The sequence below is a fragment of the Ruminococcus sp. OM06-36AC genome, assembly GCF_003438725.1.
GTDB lineage: Bacteria > Bacillota > Clostridia > Oscillospirales > Ruminococcaceae > Ruminococcus_C > Ruminococcus_C callidus.
The window spans coordinates 296,298-320,137 of the sequence record NZ_QSTT01000001.1 but is presented as its reverse complement, the minus strand read 5'-3'; the positions used below and the strand labels follow the sequence as shown (position 1 = coordinate 320,137).

General features: G+C 46.8%; 20 protein-coding genes. 16 read left to right on the top strand and 4 right to left on the bottom strand.

What is annotated here, in order from left to right:
* Positions 1 to 182 precede the first annotated feature (182 nt).
* The 5 genes from DXB92_RS01430 to guaA all read left to right on the top strand — a co-directional run bounded on the left by DXB92_RS01430 (position 183) and on the right by guaA (position 6,026).
* Positions 183 to 1,718 (top strand): YifB family Mg chelatase-like AAA ATPase, encoded by a 1,536-nt coding sequence (locus DXB92_RS01430; protein ID WP_117731972.1) that lies wholly within the window; start codon positions 183 to 185, stop codon positions 1,716 to 1,718.
* A gap of 29 nt (positions 1,719 to 1,747) precedes the next feature.
* Entirely contained in the window at positions 1,748 to 2,914 is a 1,167-nt protein-coding gene (locus tag DXB92_RS01425; RefSeq protein WP_242986579.1) for an FtsW/RodA/SpoVE family cell cycle protein, read from the top strand.
* 333 nt (positions 2,915 to 3,247) lie between these two features.
* On the top strand, positions 3,248 to 3,928 hold the full coding sequence (locus DXB92_RS01420; RefSeq protein ID WP_117731971.1) for a DUF6198 family protein: 681 nt from the start codon (positions 3,248 to 3,250) through the stop codon (positions 3,926 to 3,928).
* On the top strand, positions 3,925 to 4,200 hold the full coding sequence (locus DXB92_RS01415) for an antibiotic biosynthesis monooxygenase (protein ID WP_021680829.1): 276 nt from the start codon (positions 3,925 to 3,927) through the stop codon (positions 4,198 to 4,200). The genes DXB92_RS01420 and DXB92_RS01415 overlap by 4 nt, the downstream gene beginning before the upstream one ends.
* Before the next feature lie 287 nt (positions 4,201 to 4,487).
* Complete coding sequence (gene guaA / locus DXB92_RS01405; RefSeq protein WP_021680831.1) at positions 4,488 to 6,026, top strand: glutamine-hydrolyzing GMP synthase; 1,539 nt, start codon at positions 4,488 to 4,490, stop codon at positions 6,024 to 6,026.
* Positions 6,027 to 6,203: 177 nt separating this feature from the next.
* On the opposite strand, the gene DXB92_RS01400 is transcribed toward guaA, so the two are convergent.
* Together DXB92_RS01400 and DXB92_RS01395 are read right to left on the bottom strand one after the other, a co-directional pair.
* Positions 6,204 to 6,413 carry a hypothetical protein gene (locus DXB92_RS01400; protein ID WP_117731967.1) on the bottom strand — a complete coding sequence of 70 codons (210 nt, stop codon included), beginning with the start codon at positions 6,411 to 6,413 and terminating at the stop codon, positions 6,204 to 6,206.
* Positions 6,414 to 6,527: 114 nt separating this feature from the next.
* Positions 6,528 to 7,016, bottom strand: a complete 489-nt coding sequence (locus tag DXB92_RS01395) for a helix-turn-helix transcriptional regulator (RefSeq protein WP_117731965.1) — start codon at positions 7,014 to 7,016, stop codon at positions 6,528 to 6,530.
* 212 nt (positions 7,017 to 7,228) lie between these two features.
* Between DXB92_RS01395 and DXB92_RS01390 the strand changes: the two genes are divergently transcribed.
* The 10 genes from DXB92_RS01390 (at position 7,229) to DXB92_RS01340 (ending at position 19,667) form a co-directional block, all read left to right on the top strand.
* Complete coding sequence (locus DXB92_RS01390) at positions 7,229 to 7,432, top strand: MarR family transcriptional regulator (protein ID WP_117731963.1); 204 nt, start codon at positions 7,229 to 7,231, stop codon at positions 7,430 to 7,432.
* A gap of 4 nt (positions 7,433 to 7,436) precedes the next feature.
* Entirely contained in the window at positions 7,437 to 8,543 is a 1,107-nt protein-coding gene (locus tag DXB92_RS01385) for a site-specific integrase (RefSeq protein ID WP_117731961.1), read from the top strand.
* Complete coding sequence (locus tag DXB92_RS01380) at positions 8,524 to 8,850, top strand: hypothetical protein (protein WP_015558244.1); 327 nt, start codon at positions 8,524 to 8,526, stop codon at positions 8,848 to 8,850. Before DXB92_RS01385 ends, DXB92_RS01380 begins: the two co-directional genes overlap by 20 nt.
* Before the next feature lie 137 nt (positions 8,851 to 8,987).
* On the top strand, positions 8,988 to 10,187 hold the full coding sequence (locus DXB92_RS01375; RefSeq protein ID WP_341473028.1) for a helicase RepA family protein: 1,200 nt from the start codon (positions 8,988 to 8,990) through the stop codon (positions 10,185 to 10,187).
* A 401-nt stretch (positions 10,188 to 10,588) separates the two neighbouring features.
* Complete coding sequence (locus DXB92_RS01370; RefSeq protein ID WP_117731957.1) at positions 10,589 to 11,788, top strand: plasmid recombination protein; 1,200 nt, start codon at positions 10,589 to 10,591, stop codon at positions 11,786 to 11,788.
* 13 nt (positions 11,789 to 11,801) lie between these two features.
* Positions 11,802 to 12,206, top strand: coding sequence for a hypothetical protein (locus tag DXB92_RS01365; RefSeq protein ID WP_117731955.1), 405 nt, complete (start codon positions 11,802 to 11,804; stop codon positions 12,204 to 12,206).
* A 296-nt stretch (positions 12,207 to 12,502) separates the two neighbouring features.
* Positions 12,503 to 13,267, top strand: coding sequence for a restriction endonuclease (locus DXB92_RS01360; RefSeq protein ID WP_117731953.1), 765 nt, complete (start codon positions 12,503 to 12,505; stop codon positions 13,265 to 13,267).
* Positions 13,252 to 14,193 carry a site-specific DNA-methyltransferase gene (locus DXB92_RS01355; protein WP_117731951.1) on the top strand — a complete coding sequence of 314 codons (942 nt, stop codon included), beginning with the start codon at positions 13,252 to 13,254 and terminating at the stop codon, positions 14,191 to 14,193. The genes DXB92_RS01360 and DXB92_RS01355 overlap by 16 nt, the downstream gene beginning before the upstream one ends.
* Positions 14,194 to 14,528: 335 nt before the next feature.
* On the top strand, positions 14,529 to 17,345 hold the full coding sequence (locus DXB92_RS01345) for a TrlF family AAA-like ATPase (protein WP_117731949.1): 2,817 nt from the start codon (positions 14,529 to 14,531) through the stop codon (positions 17,343 to 17,345).
* A 669-nt stretch (positions 17,346 to 18,014) separates the two neighbouring features.
* Positions 18,015 to 19,667: a diguanylate cyclase gene (locus tag DXB92_RS01340; protein WP_117731947.1), complete on the top strand. Its 1,653-nt coding sequence runs from the start codon at positions 18,015 to 18,017 to the stop codon at positions 19,665 to 19,667.
* An 82-nt stretch (positions 19,668 to 19,749) separates the two neighbouring features.
* Here DXB92_RS01340 and DXB92_RS01335 read toward each other — a convergent pair whose 3' ends face one another.
* A complete protein-coding gene (locus DXB92_RS01335) occupies positions 19,750 to 19,974 on the bottom strand; it encodes a hypothetical protein (protein ID WP_021680846.1) in 225 nt (74 codons plus the stop codon).
* A gap of 1 nt (position 19,975) precedes the next feature.
* Positions 19,976 to 21,235: a hypothetical protein gene (locus DXB92_RS01330; RefSeq protein ID WP_117731945.1), complete on the bottom strand. Its 1,260-nt coding sequence runs from the start codon at positions 21,233 to 21,235 to the stop codon at positions 19,976 to 19,978.
* Positions 21,236 to 22,017: 782 nt separating this feature from the next.
* On the opposite strand from DXB92_RS01330, the gene glmS reads away from it, so the two are divergent.
* On the top strand, positions 22,018 to 23,838 hold the full coding sequence (gene glmS / locus DXB92_RS01320; protein WP_117732114.1) for a glutamine--fructose-6-phosphate transaminase (isomerizing): 1,821 nt from the start codon (positions 22,018 to 22,020) through the stop codon (positions 23,836 to 23,838).
* The last annotated feature ends 2 nt before the right edge of the window (positions 23,839 to 23,840 follow it).

The following is a 23,840-nucleotide window of genomic DNA, read 5'->3' as shown; positions in this document are numbered from 1 at the left end:
GACGGAACCGCCGCAGACAGCAAAATCTTTCTTGCAGATTGTCTTTACATTTTTTGTGAATCATGCTATACTGATAGAGGCAGCACCGCACCGGTTTCGCATGCCGGTTTTGCACGGTGCTGCCGGAAGAACTGTTCCGCTGCAATGACGGGACAGCATTTGAAAAAACGAGGTGAACCCTTTTGTTTGCCCAACTGAAAAGTTTAGGACTGTTCGGGCTGAATGCCTTTTCTGTAGATGTAGAAGTCAGCATGAACCGCGGCAAACCGCAGATGGAAATTGTCGGTCTTCCGGATACCTCGGTGCGGGAGAGCCGGGAACGAATCCGTTCGGCTCTGTCCAGCCTGTCCATTGCCCTTCCTGCCCGCCTGATCACAGTGAATCTGGCTCCGGCGGACGTGAAGAAAATCGGCACCATGCACGATCTGGCGATTCTGCTGGGGATTCTGGTGTGCATGGAACGGATTCCGGCACAGCCCGCCAGCCGCTGTTTTATCGGGGAAGTTTCCCTGTCCGGACTGGTGCGTTCTGTCAGCGGTGTGCTGCCTATGGCACTGCTTGCCGCCCAGAACGGCGTGACGGAATTGTATGTGCCGGCGGAGAATGCTTCTGAAGCTTCCGCGGCAGGGATACCGGTGTACGGCGTGCACAGCGTGGGAGAACTGATTGCCCACCTGAACGAGGACACTGGTCCGGCAATTCGTCCGCAGGAACCCTATACGCCCCAGCCGGAGGAGTACGAGGAAATGCTGGACTTTGCCGATGTCAAGGGACAGCAGAATGCAAAGTACGCCTTGGAAATTGCCGCAGCAGGCGGGCACAATGCCCTGATGATCGGCAGCCCCGGCAGCGGCAAGAGCATGCTTGCCAAGCGGATCCCGTCGATCCTGCCGGCAATGACTGCCGCGGAGTCCATGGAAACCACGCAGATCTATTCCATTGCCGGCTTGCTGGACGGCAAACACCCGCTGATGACACGCCGCCCGTTCCGTTCGCCGCACCACACCATTTCCGGAGCCGGTCTGGTGGGCGGCGGGACAGTGCCCCGTCCGGGGGAGATTTCCCTTGCCCATAACGGACTGCTGTTTCTGGACGAACTGGCAGAGTTCGACCACCGGACACTGGAGATCATGCGGCAGCCGCTGGAGGATCGCAAAGTTACCATCACCCGTGCGGCGGGAACGGTTTCCTATCCCTGTTCGTTTATGCTGGTGGGAGCCATGAACCCCTGTCCCTGCGGCTACTACGGGCACCCGAAGCGGAAGTGTACCTGTTCCGAACGGCAGGTGCGGCAGTATCTGAACCGCATTTCCGGTCCGCTGCTGGATCGGTTTGATCTGCATATTGAAGTAGAGCCGGTGTCGTTCGATTCTCTCTCTGCAAAGGCAAAGGCGGAATCGTCGGCGGCGATCCGGCAGCGGGTGCAGACGGCTCGGGAACTACAGAACCAGCGGTTTGCCGGAACGGGCATTTTCTGCAACGCAGCGATTCCGGCAGGCATGCTACAGGACTTCTGTCCCATGGACGATGCCGCAACGGCACTGCTCCGTGCTGTGTTCGATAAGCTGGGGCTGAGTGCCCGTGCCTATGACCGGATACTGAAAGTTGCCAGAACCATTGCCGATCTGGACGGCAGCGAGATCATTCGGAAACAGCACATTGCCGCAGCCGCCCAGTTCCGCAGTCTGGATCGGAAATACTGGGGCACTAACGGCTGATAGATATTGCCTGAAAGAAAGGACATTTCATGAACCGATCATACAAATCCAACAAACGTGAAAAACCAGTAAGCCCGCTGATGGTCTACTGGCGGCGGCTGGACAAGCCGCTGATTCTGTCGGCACTGCTCTGTTCCGTGCTGAGCATTATCCTGCTGTACTCGATCTGGCAGAATCACATTATCAGTTCTGTGGGCTCCAGCTATTACCGGACGCAGCTGCTCTCCTGCGGACTGGGTCTGGCTTGCCTGCTGGTGCTCTCGGCGATCGATTATCACAAACTCGTCCGGCTCTGGTTCCTGTATGCTCCGGTGGCACTGGTGCTCACGCTGCTGACCTTTACGGCGTTGGGACACAAGCGTGCCGGTGCCGATGACCAGGCGTGGCTGAATCTGGGATTTATCCAGTTCCAGCCCTCGGAAGTGCTGAAGCTGGCGTTTATCCTGACATTTTCCCTGCACCTTGCCAAAGATGAGAGCAACATGAACAAGCCCCTGCACATGCTGCTGCTGTGTGTTCATGGAGCAATCCCCACGGGGCTGATTGCCTTGCAGGGGGACTATGGTACGGCGATCGTGTTTGCGGTGGTTTTTCTGGGCATGCTCTTTGCGGCGAAGATCTCATGGAAATATGTGCTGGCATTTCTCATTGCCATTCCGCTGGCACTGGTCGTTGCGTGGAATTTCATATTGGGGGACACCCATAAAAAACGAATTCTGGTGCTGCTGCACCCCGGCACAGATCCGGAGAATATCGAGTATCAGCAGGACCGTGGTCTGGAAGCCCTGTCCAACGGAAAAATTTTCGGCGTGGGGCTGCATGCCGGCAAGGAAAACTATGTTTCTGTTCCGGAAATTCACAATGACTTTATGTTTGCACAGGTGGGGCAGGCACTGGGATTTGTCGGTGCAGTTGCTGTGATGCTGGTGCTGATATTCCTCTGTCTGAAAGTGCTCTATGACGGCTTCAACACCAAGGACAAAATGGGCATGTTCCTTTGTACCGGTGTGTTCTGTATGCTATTTATCCACTGTGTCATGAATATCGGCATGGTGCTGAAGGTGGCTCCGGTTATCGGTGTGCCGCTGCCCTTTATCAGTGCCGGCGGTACGGCAACTGTGAGCATGTACATTGCACTGGGGCTTGTGGTCAGTGCCTACGGACACAACGAGAAAAAGTATCGGGTATTTGAATGAGAATTTTTACCAGAATCGTTGCATCTGTTCCGCAGAAATGTCCTTGAAAAATTCCTTTTTTTGTAATATGATGTGATAGGAGCCTGTTTTCAAAAGGAAAGCAGGCTCCTATAGGCAATACCGCACAAAGAGCGTCTGGCGACTTTGCACGCCATCTGCTTGCAAATTTCCCGTCATATTTCACAAAAATGCTCGTGAATACATCAAGTATTCACTCCGCTTTTTGTTTCATCTGACGAAAAATTTGACGACGCATCTGTCGCACAATCTTTGTGCGGTATTGCCTATACTGCTTTTTGCGTATTCGTATTCCTATAGGAGGCGTTTGAGAAAATGGAGAACACAACAAAAGAACTGCACACCCTTCGCGGGGAACTGACGCTGGCGGCGGCAGTCTGTATCAACAGCCTTGGCGTGGTGCTGATGCTCTATTCCGGAGCAGGCATTTCCGCGATTTCCAGCGTGCCGTTTGCCTTTTCGGAGGTACTGCCGCGGCTGACGCTTGGCACGTGGACGTATCTGTTTCAGGGCTTGCTGGTGTTGAGTTTGATGTTCATGCGGAAACGCTTTGTGCCGCCGTATCTGTTCAGCTTTGTGGTGGGCTTTGTGTTCGGAGAACTGCTGGATTTCCACGAGTGGTGGATCGGCGTTTTGCCCACATCGCTGCCTATGCGAGTACTGTATTTCCTCATCAGCTACGTGCTGATCTGTATCGGCATTGCCCTGTCCAACCGGTGCGGGCTGCCGATCATTCCTACCGATCTGTTTCCGCGGGAATTGTCGGACATTACTTCTGTGGGATACCCGAAGATTAAGATCGGGTTTGATGTGACTTGTCTGGCGGTGACTGCCGGTCTGACTTTTTTCTGTCTGGGGCATCTGGACGGACTGGGCGTGGGAACGATCGCTGCGGCACTGACCATGGGGAAAGGCGTAGGCATTGTCGGGGACTGGCTGGATAAACGGTTCCGGTTCATTACCGTTTTTGACAAACATAAGGAGCAGGCAGCATGATATTATTGGTGACTTATACGGCGAAGCCCCATTGTCGGGAGGCGTTTTTGCGTGCCGTTCAGGAGAACAGTTTGCAGGAGATCGTGCGGCAGGAGGACGGTTGTCTGGAGTATGCCTATTACGCTGCCGTTGCCGATGCGGAAAAGATCCTGCTGGTGGAAAAATGGGCATCGGAGGAACAGCAGCAGACACACCTGCGGCAGCCTCACATGCAGCAGCTGAAGCAGTGGAAAGAACAGTACATTGCCGAAACGGCAGTGGAGAAAATCTGATTTTTTGTATCTTCATAAAAAACACTTGCTTTTTTTCGAAAAAAGTGGCATAATATAAGGAAACACTGCATAAAGCCCGCCTGACGGCTTTGCACGCAATCTGCGTGCAGATTTTCCGTCATATTGCCCAGAAATCCCTTGCCATACGAAAGTATGCCTGCGGAATTTCTAGGCAATCTGCCGAAAAATCTGACGACGCATCTTACGCACAAGCTTTGTGCAGTGTTTCCTAAAGAGAAAGATTTTCGCCGCATCGGCGAATGTGACACAGAAAGGAAACGTAACCTATGGAAAATCAACTGGTTCTGGTACTGGACTTCGGCGGTCAGTACAATCAGCTTATTGCCAGACGCGTGCGGGAATGCGGCGTTTACTGCGAAGTGATTCGCTATACTACACCGCTGGAGGAAATTGCAGCACGGAAACCGGTGGGCATTATCTTCACCGGCGGTCCGAACAGCGTTTACGATGAAAAATCGCCGCATATCGCCAAAGAAATTTTTGAAATGGGTATCCCGATCCTGGGCATCTGCTATGGCTGTCAGCTGATGGCGTATACTCTCGGCGGTAAGGTGGCGACCTGCACCACCTCGGAATACGGCAAGACAGAAACCATTTATGACAAGTCCAGTGCTCTGTTCAGCAGCGAGGAACTGCCGGAACAGGCAATTTCGTGGATGAGCCACACCGACTACATCTCGGAAGCACCGGAGGGCTTTACCATTACGGCACATACAGAGAACTGTCCGGTAGCTGCTATGGAAAATCCGGAACGGAAGCTGTATGCAGTACAGTTCCATCCGGAAGTGAACCACACCCAGCAGGGTCTGACGATGCTGGACGGCTTTTTGAAAAATGTCTGCGGCTGCACCGGCGACTGGACCATGGGCAACTATGCGAAAACTGCTATTGCCCAGATTCGGGAAAAAGTCGGCGACGGTCGGGTACTGCTGGCACTGTCCGGCGGCGTAGACAGTTCTGTCTGTGCGGCACTGCTGTCCCGTGCAGTCGGCAAGAAGCTGACCTGTATTTTCGTAGACCACGGCTTCCTGCGGAAGAACGAAGGCGACGAAGTAGAAGCTGCATTTGCAGACAAGGACATCAACTTTATCCGTGTCAATGCCAAGGCTGCTTTCATGGAAAAGCTCAACGGCGTTTCCGATCCGGAAACCAAGCGTAAGACGATCGGCGAGGAATTTATCCGTGCTTTTGAACGGGAATCCAAGAAACTGGGCACGGTAGACTTTTTGGCACAGGGCACCATTTATCCGGACGTGATCGAAAGCGGCACCGGTGATGCAGCTGTCATCAAGTCCCACCACAACGTGGGTGGTCTGCCGGATTATGTGGACTTTCAGGAAATTATCGAACCGCTGCGGCTGCTGTTCAAGGATGAGGTGCGTCAGCTGGGTATCGAACTGGGTCTGCCGGAAAATCTGGTATGGCGGCAGCCGTTCCCGGGTCCGGGGCTGGCGATTCGTATCATCGGCGAAATCACCGACGAAAAGCTGTCCATTTTGCAGGACGCTGACTGGATCTTCCGTGAGGAGATCGCCAAGGCCGGACTGGACCGGAGCATTCACCAGTACTTCGCAGTGCTGACCAATATGCGTTCCGTTGGCGTAATGGGCGACGGCAGAACCTATGACTACACACTGGCTCTCCGCGGGGTAACTACCACGGACTTCATGACCGCAGACTTCGCACGGATTCCGTATGAGGTGCTGGAAGTGATCTCTGCCCGTATCGTCAACGAGGTCAAGAATATCAACCGCGTTGTGTATGATATTACCACAAAGCCGCCGGCTACGATCGAGTGGGAATAATGCAAACACTTGCTGAAACGACGTAATACCGTGCTTTTCGTGGCACAGTCAAGCTGAATGGCAACGTTTTGGCAACAATTCTCTGTCATCGGCAACAGTAACATAAATATTGTCTGAAAAGATAAGAGCTATCTGATTCGTATTTGAATCGGATAGCTCTTTTTGTTATTGGTATGTTTACTTGATTTTCTTCTTTGCTGTTACTTTGAGTTCACCACTGTGCAACAGCTCTTGTTTGAGAAAATCGCCATTCTCATATGTTCTCTTTTCAAACGGATTTCCTCTTCCATCAATTCCTTTTTCAAATGTACCTCTTCCGTCGGGAACATTTAATGTGAAATTGGATTCGCTGGAATTTGCAGGAACAAGTTCGTTTTTCTTCTTCATTTGAATTCCCCCTTCATAGGTTAAGGCATATACTTACAGTTTAATTATACAGAAAAGTTGAAAACACGTCAATTGGCATTATATCCAAACGTAAATTCGCATTTTTAGCATTATTTACAGATTATTATCGCCTTTACGAGACGCTTCATTTCTCTCCGCTTCCGACCTCGGATACCTGTATCTCCACTGGTCATACTCCTCACGGCTGATCTCCCCATTGCGGTACTTCTGAGCCATTTCCTCCCAGGGTTCGAGCAGACCTGTCATCTTTGCAAAGGTCGAGCCGTTCTGCTTGTTGATGCGGATACAGATTTCTCCGTCCAGACGGTCGATCTTGAAGCCGTATAAATCCTCTAACGCAAACAGCGTGTGCATAAGACCTGTGTAGCTGTCGATGTTCGGGACGTTCAGAGCTTCGGCCGATACGTCAAGTGCATCAGCAAGCTGTTTCACCAAATCGGCTTTGGGTGTTCTCGACCCCGATTCATACTGAGCCATACGAATATCGGCAGTCCGTTCCGAGAAGCCGACCTGCAAGCCTAAGAACTTCTGTGTCATACCTCTGAGGTTTCTGATAAACCTGATTCTTTCACCAATCGCCATATTGTCTCCTCCATTTTCAAAAAGCATAGCACAGGATATGCCTGCGCCGCCATATTTCACAAATTAATTATAACATATATGCTTAGTGTTTGTCAAGATAGTAGAAATAAAAATGTTTAGTGATTTTACACTTGACATAACGATATATGTTTAGTATAATAAAATCATAACTTAACGATTTAGAGTTAAGTTAGAGAAAGGAGATACTCTTAATGACAGATAAAAATTTTATGAGAGTAGAAGATGTTGCCAGGGAGCTTGATGTATCTAAGTCCTATGCTTATAAGATAGTACAGAAGCTCAACAAGGAGCTTGAAGCCAAGGGATATATTACGATCTCAGGCAGAGTGAACAGACAATACTTCCTCGAAAGGACTTGCTACGGCGGTTCTGCCGAGGACAGCGAAAGGAAGTGATACGATGTCAGTCTATAAGGACGGCAGCAAGTGGCGTGTGATCTACCGCTACACCAACAGCCGTGGAGAACGCAAACAGACACAAAAGCGTGGTTTCTCCACAAAGAAAGAAGCTCAGGCGTGGGAGCGTGAGCAGATGAACAAGACGGAATCCAGCCTTGATATGACCTTTGAGAGCTTTTCGGAGATATACTTCGAGGACATGAAGAAGCGTCTGAAGGACAACACATGGCACACAAAAGAACATATTCTTCGTACTAAACTGATTCCATTCTTTAGGAAAAGAAAGATGTGCGATATTCAGCCGAAAGACGTGATAGCGTGGCAGAACGAAATGCTTGAAGGTTCTACAAAAACAGGTAAGTCTTATTCGCCCGTATATCTGAAAACACTTCATAACCAACTCAGTGCCATATTCAATTATGCAGTGAAGTTCTACGGACTGGCAAGCAATCCAGCTGCTAAAGTAGGAAATATGGGCAAGGCAAAAAGTCGTGAGATGTTGTTTTGGACACAGGAGGAATACAAGCAGTTCGCAGAGGTCATGATGGACAAGCCTGTTTCCTTCTATGCCTTTGAAATGCTCTATTGGTGTGGAATCCGTGAGGGTGAACTTCTCGCCCTCACGCCTGCCGATTTCGACTTTGAGAAGCAGACTGTTTCTATCACGAAGTCCTATCAGCGTATCAAGGGACAGGATATTATTACTGATCCGAAAACAGCAAAGAGCAACCGTATTGTGAAGATTCCTGATTTTCTTTCTCAGGAGATACAGGACTTCATTGGTCAGCTTTATAGTATCGGAGAACATGACCGTATGTTCATGATAACCAAGAGCTATCTTCATCACGAAATGGACAGAGGAGCGAAAGAATCAGGTGTAAAGCGTATCCGCATTCATGACCTCAGACACTCGCATATCTCTCTGCTTATTGAAATGGGCTTCTCTGCCGTGGCAATAGCGGATAGAGTAGGTCACGAAAGTATTGACATCACTTATCGTTATGCTCACCTGTTCCCCAGTACGCAGAACGAAATGGCGGACAGGCTCAGTGACCTGAGAAGCGATGATACGGAGGGAGGTGAAGATGATGTCAGCGAAAAACCTTGACAGTAAGGGCAGATTCAGGGCGAGAACCATCGGTTTCCGTGTCTCGCCCGAAGAAGATCAGCTCATCAACTCGGCAGTCGCTCTTTCGGGACTTACCAAGCAGGACTACATCGTGAAACGACTGCTGTGCCGTGATGTGGTGGTGCAAGGCAATCCGAGAGTGTACAAGGCTCTGAAAAATCAGCTTGCGGAAGTCCTCGGTGAGCTGCGAAGAATACAGAACGGCTCTGCTGTGGACGATGAGCTGCTGTCTACGATACAGCTTATCACAACAACTCTGAATGGTCTGAAAGGAGATAGAGAATGACCGAAGAAAGAGAAATGACCGCCCCTATGACCTCTGTTGGCGCAGAGGTCGGGCAGTCACCTGATTTAACACCTATTATTATACCAGATTACGGGGAGAATTTCAACCCCTCAGCTGAGGAATTGTTCGAGACGCAGATGCAGTATGAACAGGAAATGCAGGCACAGGCTCAGGCGGAGCGTGAATCCGCACCGGGCTTTATGCAGACAGTTTCGATGCCGGAGCTTTATGAGATGGTCTATCCGGGCAAACCGCCGATCATCGACCGCTTCCTCTACCCAGGCACATACCTGTTCGTAGGAGCGCCGAAGGTCGGCAAGAGCTTTATGATGGCTCAGATCGCTTATCATGTCAGCTCAGGCACACCGATGTGGAACTATTCCGTCCGCAAGGGTACTGTGCTGTATCTCGCTCTCGAAGATGATTACCGCAGATTGCAGGAGCGCCTGTATCGAATGTTCGGAACGGAAACAACGCCCGATCTTTTCTTTTCAGTTGCTTCTAAATCGCTGAATGAGGGACTGCTCGATCAGCTTGATACGTTTCTGAACGAACACCCCGAAACCTCGATCGTCATCATCGACACATTACAGAAAGTGCGTGAAGCCGAGGGCGACACTTATAGCTATGCCCATGATTATGATATTATCGCAGGACTGAAAGCGTTTGCGGACAGGACAGGTATCTGCCTGATCCTCGTTCACCACACCCGCAAGCAGAAGTCCGATGATAATTTCGATCGCATCTCAGGCACGAACGGTCTACTCGGAGCAGCGGACGGAGCGTTCATCATGTATAAGAATAAGCGTTCCGACGGTAATGCGACGATTGAGGTATCAGGCAGAGATCAGCCCGACAAGAAGTTCATGCTTACCCGAAACAAGGAAACGCTGTGCTGGGAACTGAGCGGAGAGAAGTCTCCCGAATACACCGAGCCGCCCGAACCTGTGCTTGAAGCAATAGGCGGTTTCATCAATGCGGACAATCCGACTTGGGAGGGTACGGCTACCAAACTTATCGAAAAGCTGGAGCTTGACATCAAGCCGAATGCTCTGTCGCTGAAACTGAATGTCAACGCCGGAAAGCTGTACAATTTGTACTTCGTGCAGTATAGCAACAAGCGGACTCATAAGGCAAAGCTGATTCAGCTCCGCTATGATGCTGATCACCCAATCGTGATCTCGCCTGAACCAACAGAAGAAGAAACCGAAAAAAGTCCAGATGGTGTTCCTGCCGTTAAGGGAGAGATCATCATCAGCACCGATACCGTTGACGATATTGCAGGTGAAGATTACGACCGAGCTTATCAGCAGATGATCGACAATGCTTTAGCGTGACGATGTGCGTCGATGCGTCGATGGTTTGAGGGGTGTCTAAAACATCGTTACCACCGACGCACATCGACGCAGTTACAGCTATGTTTTTCAAAAAATGTAATGCGGATTTTTGATTCCTGTACCCACGATTTAGGCTGCTCCGACAGCCTTTCTTCTCCCGTCAGGGATAGCCCCGCAGGGCGGAGTAGTTCTTGTGGCGGTCTTATGCTGCCACAAGTACTACGGAGTTACAAGCGGCGCTCTGCACCGTTGTAATCGGCGCTCCGCGTCCCTCTCGCCCGTCAGGGCTTGGCGATAGCCATTCCGCATCAGCGGTCATGAAAGGAAGTGTTGCCCATGTAAATATGATTGGATTTAACAGAAAGAGATAACCAAATCCAATTAGAAACGAGGTCAATAAAATGAGAGAAAAACGAATCTCATTCGGTCAGGGAAAAGGTTCTCTGACTCACAATAACAGGGAGTTCGTTGCGGACAATGTTGACGTGTTCCGTACTCCCGATAATATCACTTTCGTGTGTCAGCCGATTGGCGAAGCATACGATCGGCTTTTCAAGGAATCAACCGAGCGTTATAATGCTAAACAGAAACGTAATGACCGCAAGGTTCACGGCAGCTACTATGAGTATCTTTTTGGAGTAAAACCTTGCAATACTGTCCGCACTGCCGCCGACAAACGAAAGAGCTTTTATGAGGACGTAGTTCAGATCGGCAAAAAAGAAGATTCGGGGTACGACGCCGAGGATTTTCAGCTCGTTGCCGACTGCCTGAAAGAGTATATGGAAGGTTTCCAAAGTCGTAACCCGAACTTTTACGTTTTTAACGCTGTCCTGCACATGGACGAGGTAACGCCCCATTTGCACATTGACTACATTCCTGTCGGTCACTACAAGCGAGGGCAGGACACGCAGAACGGTATCGCTCAGGCTCTCAAAGAAATGGGGTATGGCGAGGGTAAACAGGCAATTGCCCGTTGGCGAGCTGCCGAGGTCGAGGTGCTGAATAAAATCTGCTTTGAACATGGTATCAAGCCTCTTGCTCCAGAAAAGGCGAGAGGGACGTTAGAGATACCTGAATACAAGGAGAAGCGCAGACAGGCAGATGAACTTGCTTTGCAAAACGCTCAGGTAGAAGCGGAGCTTGGCGAGAAGCGTGAAATACTCAAAGTTGTCAAGGAGAAAACTGCTAAACTTACGGAGATAGACGGTATCGAAACAGGCAAGACCGTATTCGGCGGTAAGGTCACAGTGTCGCAGGAGGACTGGCAGAACGTCACTGATCTTGCAAAGAAAGAAGTTGCAACGCAGAAGCAGACCAAGAAGCTCCGCAAGGAACGTGATGAAGTTGTTCGAGAGCGTGACAAACTGAAAGCGAAGCTGTCGGCAGTTTCCTCGGAGCTTGCTACATATAAGAAGAAAGAGGAGGATGCTCGTTATTTCTCCCGTGAGAAGATGAAAAAAGAAGCAACCCGAATCAGCCGTGAGGACGAGCTATCACGTGAACTGAAAAAGGCTAAGGCTTTTATTTCTGCCTGCGGACTGAGTGTCGATTATCAGCAATTTAGGTATAACAGCACCACAAGAAAGAATGTGCTGGAATAAGGAGGGAAACACTATGATTATCAGAAGTAAAGACAAGGTTCAGGCAGGCGGCAAGAACAAGCCCGTATGGGTGCTCGACACCGATGCACTGACCGTCACCTACAACACACCAGATGCTGATCCGAGCGTGACAACATTCAGCTCCGATCACATCAAGTATCATCTGCACTATTCGGCGGAGTACCGTCCTACAAGGCTGAAAAAGCTCGTCAACGACGGAACGATACTCGGCTACCTGACCGAACTTGACCGTTCCGTAGCAGAAGCCATTGAGCGTCAGGTCGGAAAGATGCTCGAAAATGATGTGGAGTATATCAGAGCCGTGGCGGTCAGGGATCTTGCAAAGGCGAGAGGTCTGGAGAATATGGATCGCTTGATCGCCAGAGAGCCGGTGTATGAGGCTATGGTGTATGTGTGATGCCGTGATTTCCCCATAAACAGAGAGCCGAAGGATTCTGCGTGAGTCCTTCGGCTTTATTTTGTCAGCTCGGCTGTTATTTTCCCCAGCACACCGCAAACTGCTCCTGTGTGAGCTGCCTGCCGGACTGAGCGTTTTTAACACGGAAGGAATAATGCGGATGGTAGTTCACTTTATAAGCTACCCTCTTTTCAAAAGTTTGTAGAATAATTATTTTAAGTACTTGAACACAAGCCTAAGATGTGCTATAATAAAAGATGAAAACTTTGTTGATTGTAGCTTTAGGAGGTATTTCTATGGAATATAATGATTTGATTTTTAAAATCCCTGTTGAGTCTCAAACTTATGCAGAAGATTCCGCATTTATAATCTCACAGATTACTGCTATATTAGACGAAAGAAAGCGTGTGGGGGATAATAAGATTATACTTAATACTAATCTCAAACTCGGATTACCGTTAGAAAACATAAATAAGATTGCAGGTCCGATGATTGAGGCGTGGGCTGGTGAAGTATTCTCAGGGATCCGTGATGATATGAACAATCGGTATCGCTTAATTAATGTTGAAGCACAAGAGCGATTAGGTATGTCAGATATAGTCCTGCAATTCAAAAAAGATGGTCGTGTACTTACGGGTAATGTAGATGTTAAAGCAACTGCAAATGATATTCCCAATAGTGGAAAAGGTCCGAACATCACTTCTTTTTCAAGAATAAGGACCGCATATGTAACCGATCCCGATTTCATGTTCATTATCCTTTCAATTAAGCATAAAGTATATTCTGAAAGAAATAAGAACACAAATTTAGTAGATGGTATTATGGAAATAGTAGATTACAATGCTTATGATTTGAAGTTTATTAGCGATGCAGATATTAACTACAATCCTGCACTTGGAACAGGACAGATCCAAATAAAAGATATTCATTATGTTACATATCAGTACCGTACAACATGGGAGATGTGTCAGTTACTTGATCAAAAGTATTTGCACAGTACACGAAGAACATTTGATGATTTTTATAGGGAGGCTAAAAAGAATAAATGGATAAAGAATTAACACTTATTTGTGGAGATGCTCTTGAGGAATTAAAGAAAATACCCAGTAAAAGTGTTAAACTGGTTGTTACTGATCCTCCCTACAATTTGAATAAAGACTATGGAAACAATCAAGACGATTTAGAATTTAACGATTACCTTGAGTTTTCAAGAGCTTGGATAAAAGAAGCTTCAAGAATACTGACAGATGATGGGGCTATCTTCATATTTATGGGAATGAGGTATATTTCCTATATTTATGAAATATTAGAAAAAGAATTTGGGTTTTACTTTAATTCATGGATTACTTGGTTTTATACGCAGGGAATAGGCAAAACGAAAGGGTTTTCACCACGTCATGATGATATCCTGTACTTCACTAAGCATCCTAAAAAATTCACCTTTAATCTTGATAGTATACGAGTTCCTCAAAAGTTTTATAGATCTGTCAATAATATGAGAGGTGCTAACCCAGGTAATGTTTGGGAGTTCTCTCATATGCATTATTGTAATAAAAACAGAACAAAACACCCAACGCAAAAGCCAGAAGGCGTTTTTGAAAGAATTATTCTTTCTGCTTCAAATGAAGGAGATACAGTTCTTGATCCTTTTGTTGGCAGTGGTACTTGTTTAAGAGTATGTCAACAGACAAATCGCAAAGGAATAGGTATTGATATAAATCCTGAGTATATTGCAATGTCTCAAGCTCGACTTGAGGAGGCATTTATGGGATTTGATAGCATAGACGAACGAATGAAAAGAGTCCCAAATGACCTAAATGATGCACAAATTCGTATTGAATACATAGAAAACCACATTAATTGGTTTTTGAACAATCATCCTGATGCCATAGCTGAATACCTTGACGAAGTGCGAGCGAAATACTATGATAAGATGGAACAGAGTGGACAACTATGGTTCTTTGATAAGTATACAGTATCAGTATAGTCTATTGGCATACTTGATTCCCATTCCACACGAGTTTATATCATGATTATGGCGCACTCAAATTAAACTATTCCTTGGCACGCAGGCGGCAAGACCGTTTTGGAGAACTTGCAGATGCTTTGCAGGGATTGTAATTTGAAGAAGTCAGGGCAAGAATAATAGAATATATAAGCGAATTCCCTTGAAATAATACGGGTATCGTGGTATAATGTAGATATACTGGATAACCATTTTTTTCAGGGGGATTTTTATGGTCCATCATTTAGAAGTGACCGCAATGCATAAATAATATGTTTGTATACTTCACAAGAATGTTTTATGGGAGGAAAACAATAATGAGTAATAATCGTGGCTCCGAGTGGAATAGATGGGATCTACATTTACATACAGCATCATCTTATGACTATAAATACAAAGCTGATGATGCTGATGAATTGCTCTGTAAAGCCTTGAAAGATAATAAAATCAAGGCGGTGGCTATTACAGATCATTTTATAATCGACAAGTGTAGAATAGAAAATTTACGTAGTATTGCACCAGAAATAGTTTTCTTCCCTGGGGTTGAACTTCGTACAGATAAAGGGGCTAATAATCTGCATTTGATCCTGATTTTCCCAGATGAATCTGATCTTTCTACTCTTTCGGCTGATTTTGATGCAATAATGTTGAGACAAAAAGCCAAATCCAAAGATTCTAATGAGACTATATACTGGGAATTTGGAGATATTGTTGAATTTGCGAACGATCATAATGGATTAATCTCTATTCATGCAGGACGTAAAACAAATGGCATAGAAAAAGAGATAGGACATGCTCTTCCGGTAAAAGATGCAATAAAAAGTGATATAGCTGATAAAATTCATTTTTTTGAAGTAGGTCAAAAAAGAGACATATCAGATTATGAACAGTTTGTTTTTAAAGAAATCGAACGTAAGCCGTTGATTATGTGTTCAGACTCACATTCTCCGAATGAGTATTCTCCAAAAGAAGCACTTTGGATAAAGGCTGAGTTAACTTTTTCTGGGCTTAAACAATGTTTATATCAACCGCAAGAACGAGTTTTTATAGGAGAAATACCACCTGTTTTAGATAGAACGAATAAGAATAAGCAAAGCAATATATCATCTATATCTTGTTTTCGTATAGAAAGCCCGATAAATGATGATTCTGAGTGGTTTAAATTTGAACTTCCACTCAATCCAAGTATGGTTGCTATTATAGGAAATAAAGGGAGCGGAAAAAGTGCTTTTTCTGATATAATTGGACATTTATGTAATTGTAGTACTATGGAAAGTGCTTCATTCTTAAATGCCAAACGATTCAGAAAAGCTCCGAAGAATTATGCTGATGATTATGAAGCAGCGTTAATATGGTTGGATGGAAAAAAAGATGTTAAAAAACTAACTGTTAGTCAAAATAGTAGCTCAATTGAAAATGCTCAATACTTGCCACAAAAATATATCGAGGATGTATGTAATGACTTTGGTGATGTTTTTCAAAAAGAGATTGATAAGGTGATTTTCTCTTATGTCGATAAATCTGAACGAGGCGATGCGCAAAATCTTGATGATCTAATAAGGATAAAATCTAAACCACTCGAAATACAATTTCAGGACGAACGAATAAAACTTCAAGAAATCAACGAAATAATAATTAAGCTTGAAGCAAAAAAGACAAACGAATATCATAAGAAAATTGAAGAACATCTAAAAAAAGCTGAAGAAATACTTGAACGCCATGATAAATCAAAGCCTAAAGAAGTTACTAAACCAGATCAACAAGAAAGCGATACAAAATACAAAGAAAAACTTGAAAAGCTCAATCAAGAAATTCAAGAGAAGAAGGATTTGATAAAAAAAGCAACTGATAAGATTGCCGAAATTAATAGTTTGATTAATGATATAAAAATAGTGATCGCAAAAATATCACTTCTGCAAACACAATTTGGAGAGGTAAAAGATACTATTTCCGACTTGATCAATAAGTATAAACTTAATGAAACAGACTTTGTTTTTGAATTGACAACACCACAGGCAATTTTAGAAGAGTTGATAATAAAAAGTGAAAAAGAAAAGGAAGAAATTCAAGCATCGATTTCTGATGAACAAAAAGGTTTTTCTTCTCAATTAAAAAAAGCAGAAACTGAAAAAGAAAAGCTTATTTCTTCTGCAAATGTTGAAGAAAAGATTTATCAGAAGTATTTAAGCGATCTATCGGAATGGAATGATAAAAGACTTTCTATTATTGGCGACAAGGACACCGAGGAATCAATTGAATACTATAAAAATGAATTGGATTACATTAGTACAAAACTCGAATCTGAGTATAAAGCATTAATTGAGGAACGATACAGTATTGCCAAACGTTTATATAATGGGATAACTAAATTATCAAAAATCTATCAAAGTATTTATACCCCCATTCAAGGTGAAATAGCTAAATTGCTTGGAGATCTTGAAGATGGTGTTATGTTTCATGCAGAAGTGTTTATGAAAGACCATAATCTCTCTCAAAATATTTTGAATTACATTAATCAACGATATAATGGTAAGTATGGTCGTTCACATAATTCACTTCAAGAAATTGAAGCACGCATAAAAGAAACTGATTTCGGTAATGAAGATAGCGTTATTTCATTTGTATGCGATATGGAAAATGTAATTACAAGCGAACTTGAATCTGCTGAAAACAGAGTTCCCAAACGTCAAGAGTTTTATGACTTTATTTTTGGATTGAAATACATCGGTGTCAATTTCAAGTTAAGAATGGGGAAGCGATCCTTAGAAGAGCTTTCACCAGGCGAGCGTGGTATTGTACTCTTGATTTTTTATCTTGCACTCAGCAAAGAAAATAAACCCATAATCATAGACCAGCCAGAAGACAATCTTGATAATCAATCTGTTTATAGTAAACTTGTTCCATGTATATGTAGAGCAAAACAGAAACGTCAAGTGATTATTGTAACTCATAATCCTAATATTGCAGTGGCTTGCGATGCTGAACAGATTGTTTTCTGCGAAAAAAACAGCGATTCAAATGAAATAAGATATAAGTCTGGGGCTATAGAAAATCCCATAATCCGCAAACATGTTGTTGATGTGCTTGAAGGAACAATGCCTGCATTTGATTTGAGAAGATTAAAGTATGATTAATACACCCTAAATATAACAATGCTTCACAGAAGTATCATACTATTTTATCTTGACAATCGGTTATATTTGCGCTATAATCAAAACGTCACCGGCAACACAATGGCAACAAAAATTCAGATACTCCAAATCTGACAGACAACTGAGATAATAGAGATACCACAAGCGATAAAACTTAACTCAAACTGGTTAAGATTACGGTTCAAGGAGCGAGTGGGAATAATTCCTCATTTAAGGCAATACCGCACAAAGAGCGTCTGGCGACTTTGCACGCCATCTACTTGCAAATTTCCCTTCAGAGCCTGTTTCGCATCTTCTCGCACGCATCTTGCGTGCATATTCTCCCTTCATCTCTCAAAAAATCTGACGACGCAATCTGCATACGTCAGATACGAAACAGACTCTCATATTTCACGAAAAATTTGACGACGCATCTGTCGCACAATCTTTGTGTGGTATTGCCTTAACATAATAACATAGCATATTTAAAAGGACTGACCGATTTCCCCGGTCAGTTTTTTTATAGCACTGCCGCCGCACCCCACCACCACTTTTTGTCAATTTTATAAATTATGTCACTTCTCCCGCGAAACACTTGAAAACTATTGGCAATCATGCTATACTATTACCATAAGGGAAGCAATCGAGGTTTGACAAAAGGAGGTGTGCCCGATGAAATGGCTGTCAAAGAAAAGTCTGCTGATCTGTCTGACACTGCTGATGCTGGTTGTGGTAGTGGTTTCCATGATCGTTACCACGGGCATGCCTGTGAGAGAAGATGCGGTGAATATGGTGCTGGATGACTGGACTACGGAGCAGGTTATTGACCCGCCGGACGATCCTTATTACAGCGGAGAAAAGACAGTCTATCAGCTGGTGATGTCCCATAAAATTACATCGGAAATGCGTGGGAAAGTGATCTCTTTCCGGACAAATGATTCCTATGTGGATGCCTACCTCACTGACGTGACAGGCACGCCGGAAGACGATGCAGTACACATCTACCACTTCGGGGAACGCTTAAAGATCTGCGATTCACCGGGGACTTATACCCATTTTATCCGACTGCCGGAGTCCGCAGTCGGGCAGGTGACCATTTGTGTGGAAACGGTATATGCCAACAAGTTCATGCCCTCTTATGAGGTGGCGATCGGCACCCAGAACGAACTGCTGTTCAACTACCTGCGGCAGAATATGCTGAGCGGCATTTCCAACGTAGCAATGCTGCTTGCTGGTGTACTGCTGCTGGTGATCTATACGGTGGGCAGAACGAAGCATGTTTCTGCACCGGAAACTCTGTCGCTGGGCTGCCTTTCGATCGTGTTTGCGGTGAATCTGAACTGCCCGCTGTTTCTGAACCAGTTCCTGTATCAAAATGCAGTGGTGCAGTATTATGTCAACTACTTTTCGCTGTTTCTGCTGCCGCTGCTGGCGATGTTTTACTTTGAGGATATTGTGCCGGATCTCCGCATCAAATGGTCGTTTTATAGCTTTCTGGTGCTGGAGTGCGTGTTGAGTGTTCTGCACTTCACCGGTATCGCGTCCTATACCCGCACCATTAAAGTTTTCATTGCAGCACTGGGCATAGTTGCTGTGATGTTTATTGTGATGATCGCAAAGCGATACCGGCAAATGGAGAAGATCAACCGTATCAGCTTACTGCTCCTGCTTGCTTTTGTGTGCGGCAATGTTCTGTTCTTCATTTTCGTTTCTACTGTAGGCGACCAGACGTTTATTGTCCGGACAGGCTTCCTGCTGTATCTGGCACTTTCCGTGGTGAACGGACTGCGAAAACTGATGGTGGAGATGAATCGGGAACGGGAAACCAGGCTGCTCCAGACACTGGCGTATACGGACAACCTGACCAAGCTGGGGAACCGCTATGCTCTGGAACGCGATGCAAGAAAGTACGTGCTGGAACGTACCAGTATTGTGTCCATGGATCTGAACCTGCTGAAAATGGTGAATGACACCTTTGGACATGCCGGCGGGGATATGCTGCTGCAAAGTGCCGCCAAGTGTATGACTTCCGTGTATGATCAGGTGTATCGGGTAGGCGGTGATGAGTTCATTGCCCTGTTAGACGGCAAAGACAGCGATGACTTGCAGCGGCTCTACGACCGGCTGAAGCAGAAGATCACTGAGATGAACGACAGCCGGAAAGACTACGGGGCATTCTCACGGGAGACGGAGTTCCGGTTAAGCATTGCAGTAGGGTATTCCGCTTATGCGGCAGGGGACAGCAGCTATGAGCAGATCATGAGCCGTGCAGATGCGGCGATGTACGCAGAAAAAAAGACAATGCATCACGGCAGAAGCCGGTGATTTTAAAGGCAACACCGCATAAAGCAAAAAGGGCGAACCGATACGATTTCGGTTCGCCCTTGGTGTAGTGTTGTCTTTCTGATTACGAATCCTGTTCCGAGATGACTTTTTGCAGCGTGCCGTCTGTATACGTAACGCTGTCACCCTCGAAAATGTCCAGTGTGTAAAGTGCGGCATCGGAATAGGAAATGGTTTTCCGGCTGCCGTCCGCCGCTTCCAGCACTACCTCTGCGGTAGGCTCTGCATGTTCTTCACAGCCATAGTCGCTCTCGTAAATGTGCAGGACGCGGTAAATGGTCTGGTTCATATTACTGCAGTTCCTCCATGACTTTCTCCAGCTTTTTCATCAGATCCTCCGGAATGTCCGACACCATGAGCCAGCGGATCACGTCCAGCGGAGCATCGTCCTTGATCTCCTCCACAGTCATGTCTTTCAGATGTTCTACAAATGCGGCGATCATTTTTTCCGACTCGGCATCGTCTGCCTGTTTTTCTGCTTCCATATCCTCCAGAAAAGATGCCTTCGCCTCGTCCAGCATGGCAAAACGGGTGGTCTTCAGCAGGAGAATGCCGCATTTGTGACACAGCTCCGAGAGGATCGCTTCAGTTCGCTCGTCGCAGACGGCAATGCTCTTGGGGCAGCGACCGTAGTCGATAATTGCCTGTACGAAGCTGTCCAGTGCCTTTTGGAGAATATCTGCGTTGTACTGTAGTGGCTGCTGGGGCAGAAGCTGCTCCCGCTTGGTGTCCAGAATCATCAGCAGGAACGGGAAAAACGGTGCACCCTCTTTGGCGAGCACAGGACTTGAAAATGGAAACAGCTGGCATTCCCATTTGCCGCCGCCCTTTTTCATGCGGCGGATCTTCTGCTGCATGGCATCGCTCAGCAAAGGTTCCGTCAAAGAAGATACTGTTCTTTCCGGCGGCACCATGGTGCTCCATGTCTTACCGTCATACAGCGGCAGTGTGTCGATGCAGGAGCTGATGCCCAGTTCGGCCGGTGTTTTTCCCTGTCCCAGCTGCTTATGGAGATCCAGTGCTGCACAAAGCCCCAGTTCCAGTATGTCTGCCTGTTCTTTGGTTTCCAGAAACCATGAGCAGTGGTAGGGTTCGGAGTTCCGCAGGCAGAAGTAGGCGTTTTTGCCGCGGAATGCGATGTTGTTTTCTCTGGCGTAGTGCCGCAGGCTTTGCACTTCCGTTTCTGTCAGTCCGTCTTTGCGGCAGAATACTACCTGTACACAGGATTGGGACATCATCTGTTCCAGACGAGCTTCTTCCGTTTCTACCGGTTCGCTGTAGAAATTGCAGATGCTGTTCCAGCCGGCATCACCAAAATAAATGGACAGGGAAATAAAATCCCCCTCATTTCCGGTCAGAATGCAGCAGCCGGTTTGTCCGTCGGGCATCTGGATCGCAAACGGCTCGGAATCCCGTATGGATTTCCACAGTTTTGTCTGCTTAAAGGCAAAGATAAGGGGATAGAGTTTTTCCATGTAAGCGAGCATTTCCGAAGACGGACTCGGCAGAAGCGGTTCTTCCGGCTCGAGATTTACTTGATTTTGATTCATATGGGACATGACCTCTTTTCGTTTTATACAGTGTTTCCCTGATTCGGCGTTTCCCTTAGGCAATACCGCACAAAGATTGTGCGACAGATGCGTCGTCAAATTTATCGTCAGATGAAACAAAAAGCGGAGTGAATACTGGATGTATTCACGAGCATTTTTGTGAAATATGAGAGCCTGTTTCGTATCTGACGTACGCAGATTGCGTCGTCAGATTTTTTGAGAGATGAAGGGGAAAACGGAGAAAATCCTTTGTGGATTTTCGAGTATTTTCCCGAAATATCTCGGAAAATATGCACGCAAGATGCGTGCGGGAAGATACGAAACAGGCTCTGAAGGGAAATTTGCAAGCAGATGGCGTGCAAAGTCGCCAGACGCTCTTTGTGCGGTATTGCCCTTAGTATATCACATTTTTCGACAGACTGCAACCGCATTCGGCGATTTTTTGAAAATTCCGCAGAATCGAAAAAGTTGTTTTTGCTGTCGAATCGCCGGAATTCCCTTTGTTTCACAAACCCATATCACGTAATTTTCACTAAAAAATCAGTTGCAATTCCAGTGCGGTTATGGTATAATTGATAAGGCAACACCGTGCAAAGCTTGTGTGTAAGGTGCATCGTCAGATTTTTTGGCAGATTGCATAGAAATTTCGCAGGCAGACTAGATGCAGTGTTGCCATAATATGTAGTGTCTAGTGTCTGGTCATTTGGGACACGATGCATATGAAGCGACTTTGCACCGGTTTGGTGCGGAGCTGCCATGAAAACGAAAGTGAGGCACAAAAGATGTGTGGAATTGTTGGATATGTGGGCAAACGGGACTGTACGGAGGTCCTGCTGAACGGTCTGGGAAAACTGGAATACCGCGGCTATGACTCTGCCGGCATTGCTGTCTTTCAGGACGGAAAAATCACTGTGGCGAAGTCCAAGGGCAGACTGAAAGATCTGGAGGAAAAAATGGAGCGTGAGGGCAGACCTTTCGGGCATGTGGGCATTGGCCACACCCGCTGGGCGACCCATGGCGAACCCTCTGACGTAAACGCTCACCCCCATAGCGGCGGCAGAGTGACGATCGTACATAACGGCATCATCGAGAACTATAAGGAACTCAAGGACTTCCTTGCGGGAAAAGGCGTGACCTTTACCAGCGACACTGACACCGAAGTGGTGGCAAAGCTGCTGGACTACCGCTATAACGGCAGCCCCATTCAGACCATTTCGGAAACCGTCCGCGATCTGGAAGGTTCCTATTCGCTGGGCATTATCTTCGCAGACCACCCCGAGCAGGTGTACGCTGTCCGCTGCGAAAGCCCGCTGATCGTGGGTGTCGGCAAGGACGAAAGCTTTATTGCCTCTGATGTGCCGGCAATCATCGAATACACCAGAGATTACTATCTGCTGGAACACGAGGAAATTGCCGTGCTGGACGACAACGGCGTACAGATCTTCGATGCGTTCGGGCAGCCGGTGAAAAAGGAACTGAAAACCGCAGACTGGGATGTGGAGGCGATCGGCAAGGGCGGCTATGCCCACTTTATGCTGAAAGAGATCCACGAACAGCCCAACGCGATTCGCAACACCATTCTGCCGCGGATTCAGGACGGCTTGCCGAATCTGGAGGAATGCGGCATCACACCGGAGGTGCTGCGGGAATTCCGGCACATTCAGGTAGTTGCCTGCGGTACGGCAATGCATGCCGGAACAGTGGGCAAGTATGTCATTGAAAAGCTGGCACGGGTGCCGGTAACGGTGGACATCGCTTCGGAATTCCGCTATCGGGAACCGCTGGTGGGAGAGGGCGATCTGGTCATCATCATCTCCCAGTCCGGCGAAACTGCCGACAGTCTGGCAGCTCTGCGGCTGGCGAAATCGCTGGGGGCAAAGACTCTCGCCATTGTCAACGCAATGGGTAGTTCCATTGCACGGGAAGCAGATATGCTGATCTACACCCATGCCGGACCGGAAATTGCCGTGGCATCGACCAAGGCGTACATGGTGCAGATCGCGGTGATGTATCTGTTTGCCTTTGAGCTGGCTCTGGCTGTGGGCAACATTGACGAAACAGAGTGCCGCCGTCTGGTAAAGCTTTTGCAGGAAACGCCGGAAGTGATCACCGGCATTCTGGAACACAAGGAGCAGACACAGTATATTGCCTCCTCCCTCATCACCGCCGACAGCCTGCTGTACATCGGACGCGGACTGGACTACGCCCTGAGCATGGAAGGCTCGCTGAAGCTGAAAGAAATCTCCTATATCCACTCGGAGTCTTATGCAGCCGGAGAACTGAAGCACGGCACCATTTCGCTGATTACGGAAAACATGCCGGTCATTGCCGTAGCGACCCAGAAGGCACTGCGGGAAAAGACCATCAGCAACATCAAGGAAGTCAAGGCACGTGGTGCACGGGTCATTCTGGTGTGCCGTGAGAGCGACAATGTGGATCCGGACGCAGTAGACCTGAAGTTTGGTCTGCCGGAATTTGACGACCTGCTGATGCCCATGATCGCTGTGGTACCGTTGCAGCTGATCGCATACTATACTTCTGTGCTCAAGGGCAATGATGTAGATAAGCCGCGGAATCTGGCAAAGTCCGTGACAGTGGAATAATA

Excerpts from the sequence above, each read along its gene's own strand:
- DXB92_RS01425 (WP_242986579.1), top strand. The coding sequence starts at position 1,748 with ATGAACCGATCATACAAATCCAACAAACGTGAAAAACCAGTAAGCCCG.
- DXB92_RS01420 (WP_117731971.1), top strand. The coding sequence starts at position 3,248 with ATGGAGAACACAACAAAAGAACTGCACACCCTTCGCGGGGAACTGACG.
- DXB92_RS01415 (WP_021680829.1), top strand. The coding sequence starts at position 3,925 with ATGATATTATTGGTGACTTATACGGCGAAGCCCCATTGTCGGGAGGCG.
- guaA (WP_021680831.1), top strand. The coding sequence starts at position 4,488 with ATGGAAAATCAACTGGTTCTGGTACTGGACTTCGGCGGTCAGTACAAT.
- DXB92_RS01400 (WP_117731967.1), bottom strand. The coding sequence starts at position 6,413 with ATGAAGAAGAAAAACGAACTTGTTCCTGCAAATTCCAGCGAATCCAAT.
- DXB92_RS01395 (WP_117731965.1), bottom strand. The coding sequence starts at position 7,016 with ATGGCGATTGGTGAAAGAATCAGGTTTATCAGAAACCTCAGAGGTATG.
- DXB92_RS01390 (WP_117731963.1), top strand. The coding sequence starts at position 7,229 with ATGACAGATAAAAATTTTATGAGAGTAGAAGATGTTGCCAGGGAGCTT.
- DXB92_RS01385 (WP_117731961.1), top strand. The coding sequence starts at position 7,437 with ATGTCAGTCTATAAGGACGGCAGCAAGTGGCGTGTGATCTACCGCTAC.
- DXB92_RS01380 (WP_015558244.1), top strand. The coding sequence starts at position 8,524 with ATGTCAGCGAAAAACCTTGACAGTAAGGGCAGATTCAGGGCGAGAACC.
- DXB92_RS01375 (WP_341473028.1), top strand. The coding sequence starts at position 8,988 with ATGCAGTATGAACAGGAAATGCAGGCACAGGCTCAGGCGGAGCGTGAA.
- DXB92_RS01370 (WP_117731957.1), top strand. The coding sequence starts at position 10,589 with ATGAGAGAAAAACGAATCTCATTCGGTCAGGGAAAAGGTTCTCTGACT.
- DXB92_RS01365 (WP_117731955.1), top strand. The coding sequence starts at position 11,802 with ATGATTATCAGAAGTAAAGACAAGGTTCAGGCAGGCGGCAAGAACAAG.
- DXB92_RS01360 (WP_117731953.1), top strand. The coding sequence starts at position 12,503 with ATGGAATATAATGATTTGATTTTTAAAATCCCTGTTGAGTCTCAAACT.
- DXB92_RS01355 (WP_117731951.1), top strand. The coding sequence starts at position 13,252 with ATGGATAAAGAATTAACACTTATTTGTGGAGATGCTCTTGAGGAATTA.
- DXB92_RS01345 (WP_117731949.1), top strand. The coding sequence starts at position 14,529 with ATGAGTAATAATCGTGGCTCCGAGTGGAATAGATGGGATCTACATTTA.
- DXB92_RS01340 (WP_117731947.1), top strand. The coding sequence starts at position 18,015 with ATGAAATGGCTGTCAAAGAAAAGTCTGCTGATCTGTCTGACACTGCTG.
- DXB92_RS01335 (WP_021680846.1), bottom strand. The coding sequence starts at position 19,974 with ATGAACCAGACCATTTACCGCGTCCTGCACATTTACGAGAGCGACTAT.
- DXB92_RS01330 (WP_117731945.1), bottom strand. The coding sequence starts at position 21,235 with ATGAATCAAAATCAAGTAAATCTCGAGCCGGAAGAACCGCTTCTGCCG.
- glmS (WP_117732114.1), top strand. The coding sequence starts at position 22,018 with ATGTGTGGAATTGTTGGATATGTGGGCAAACGGGACTGTACGGAGGTC.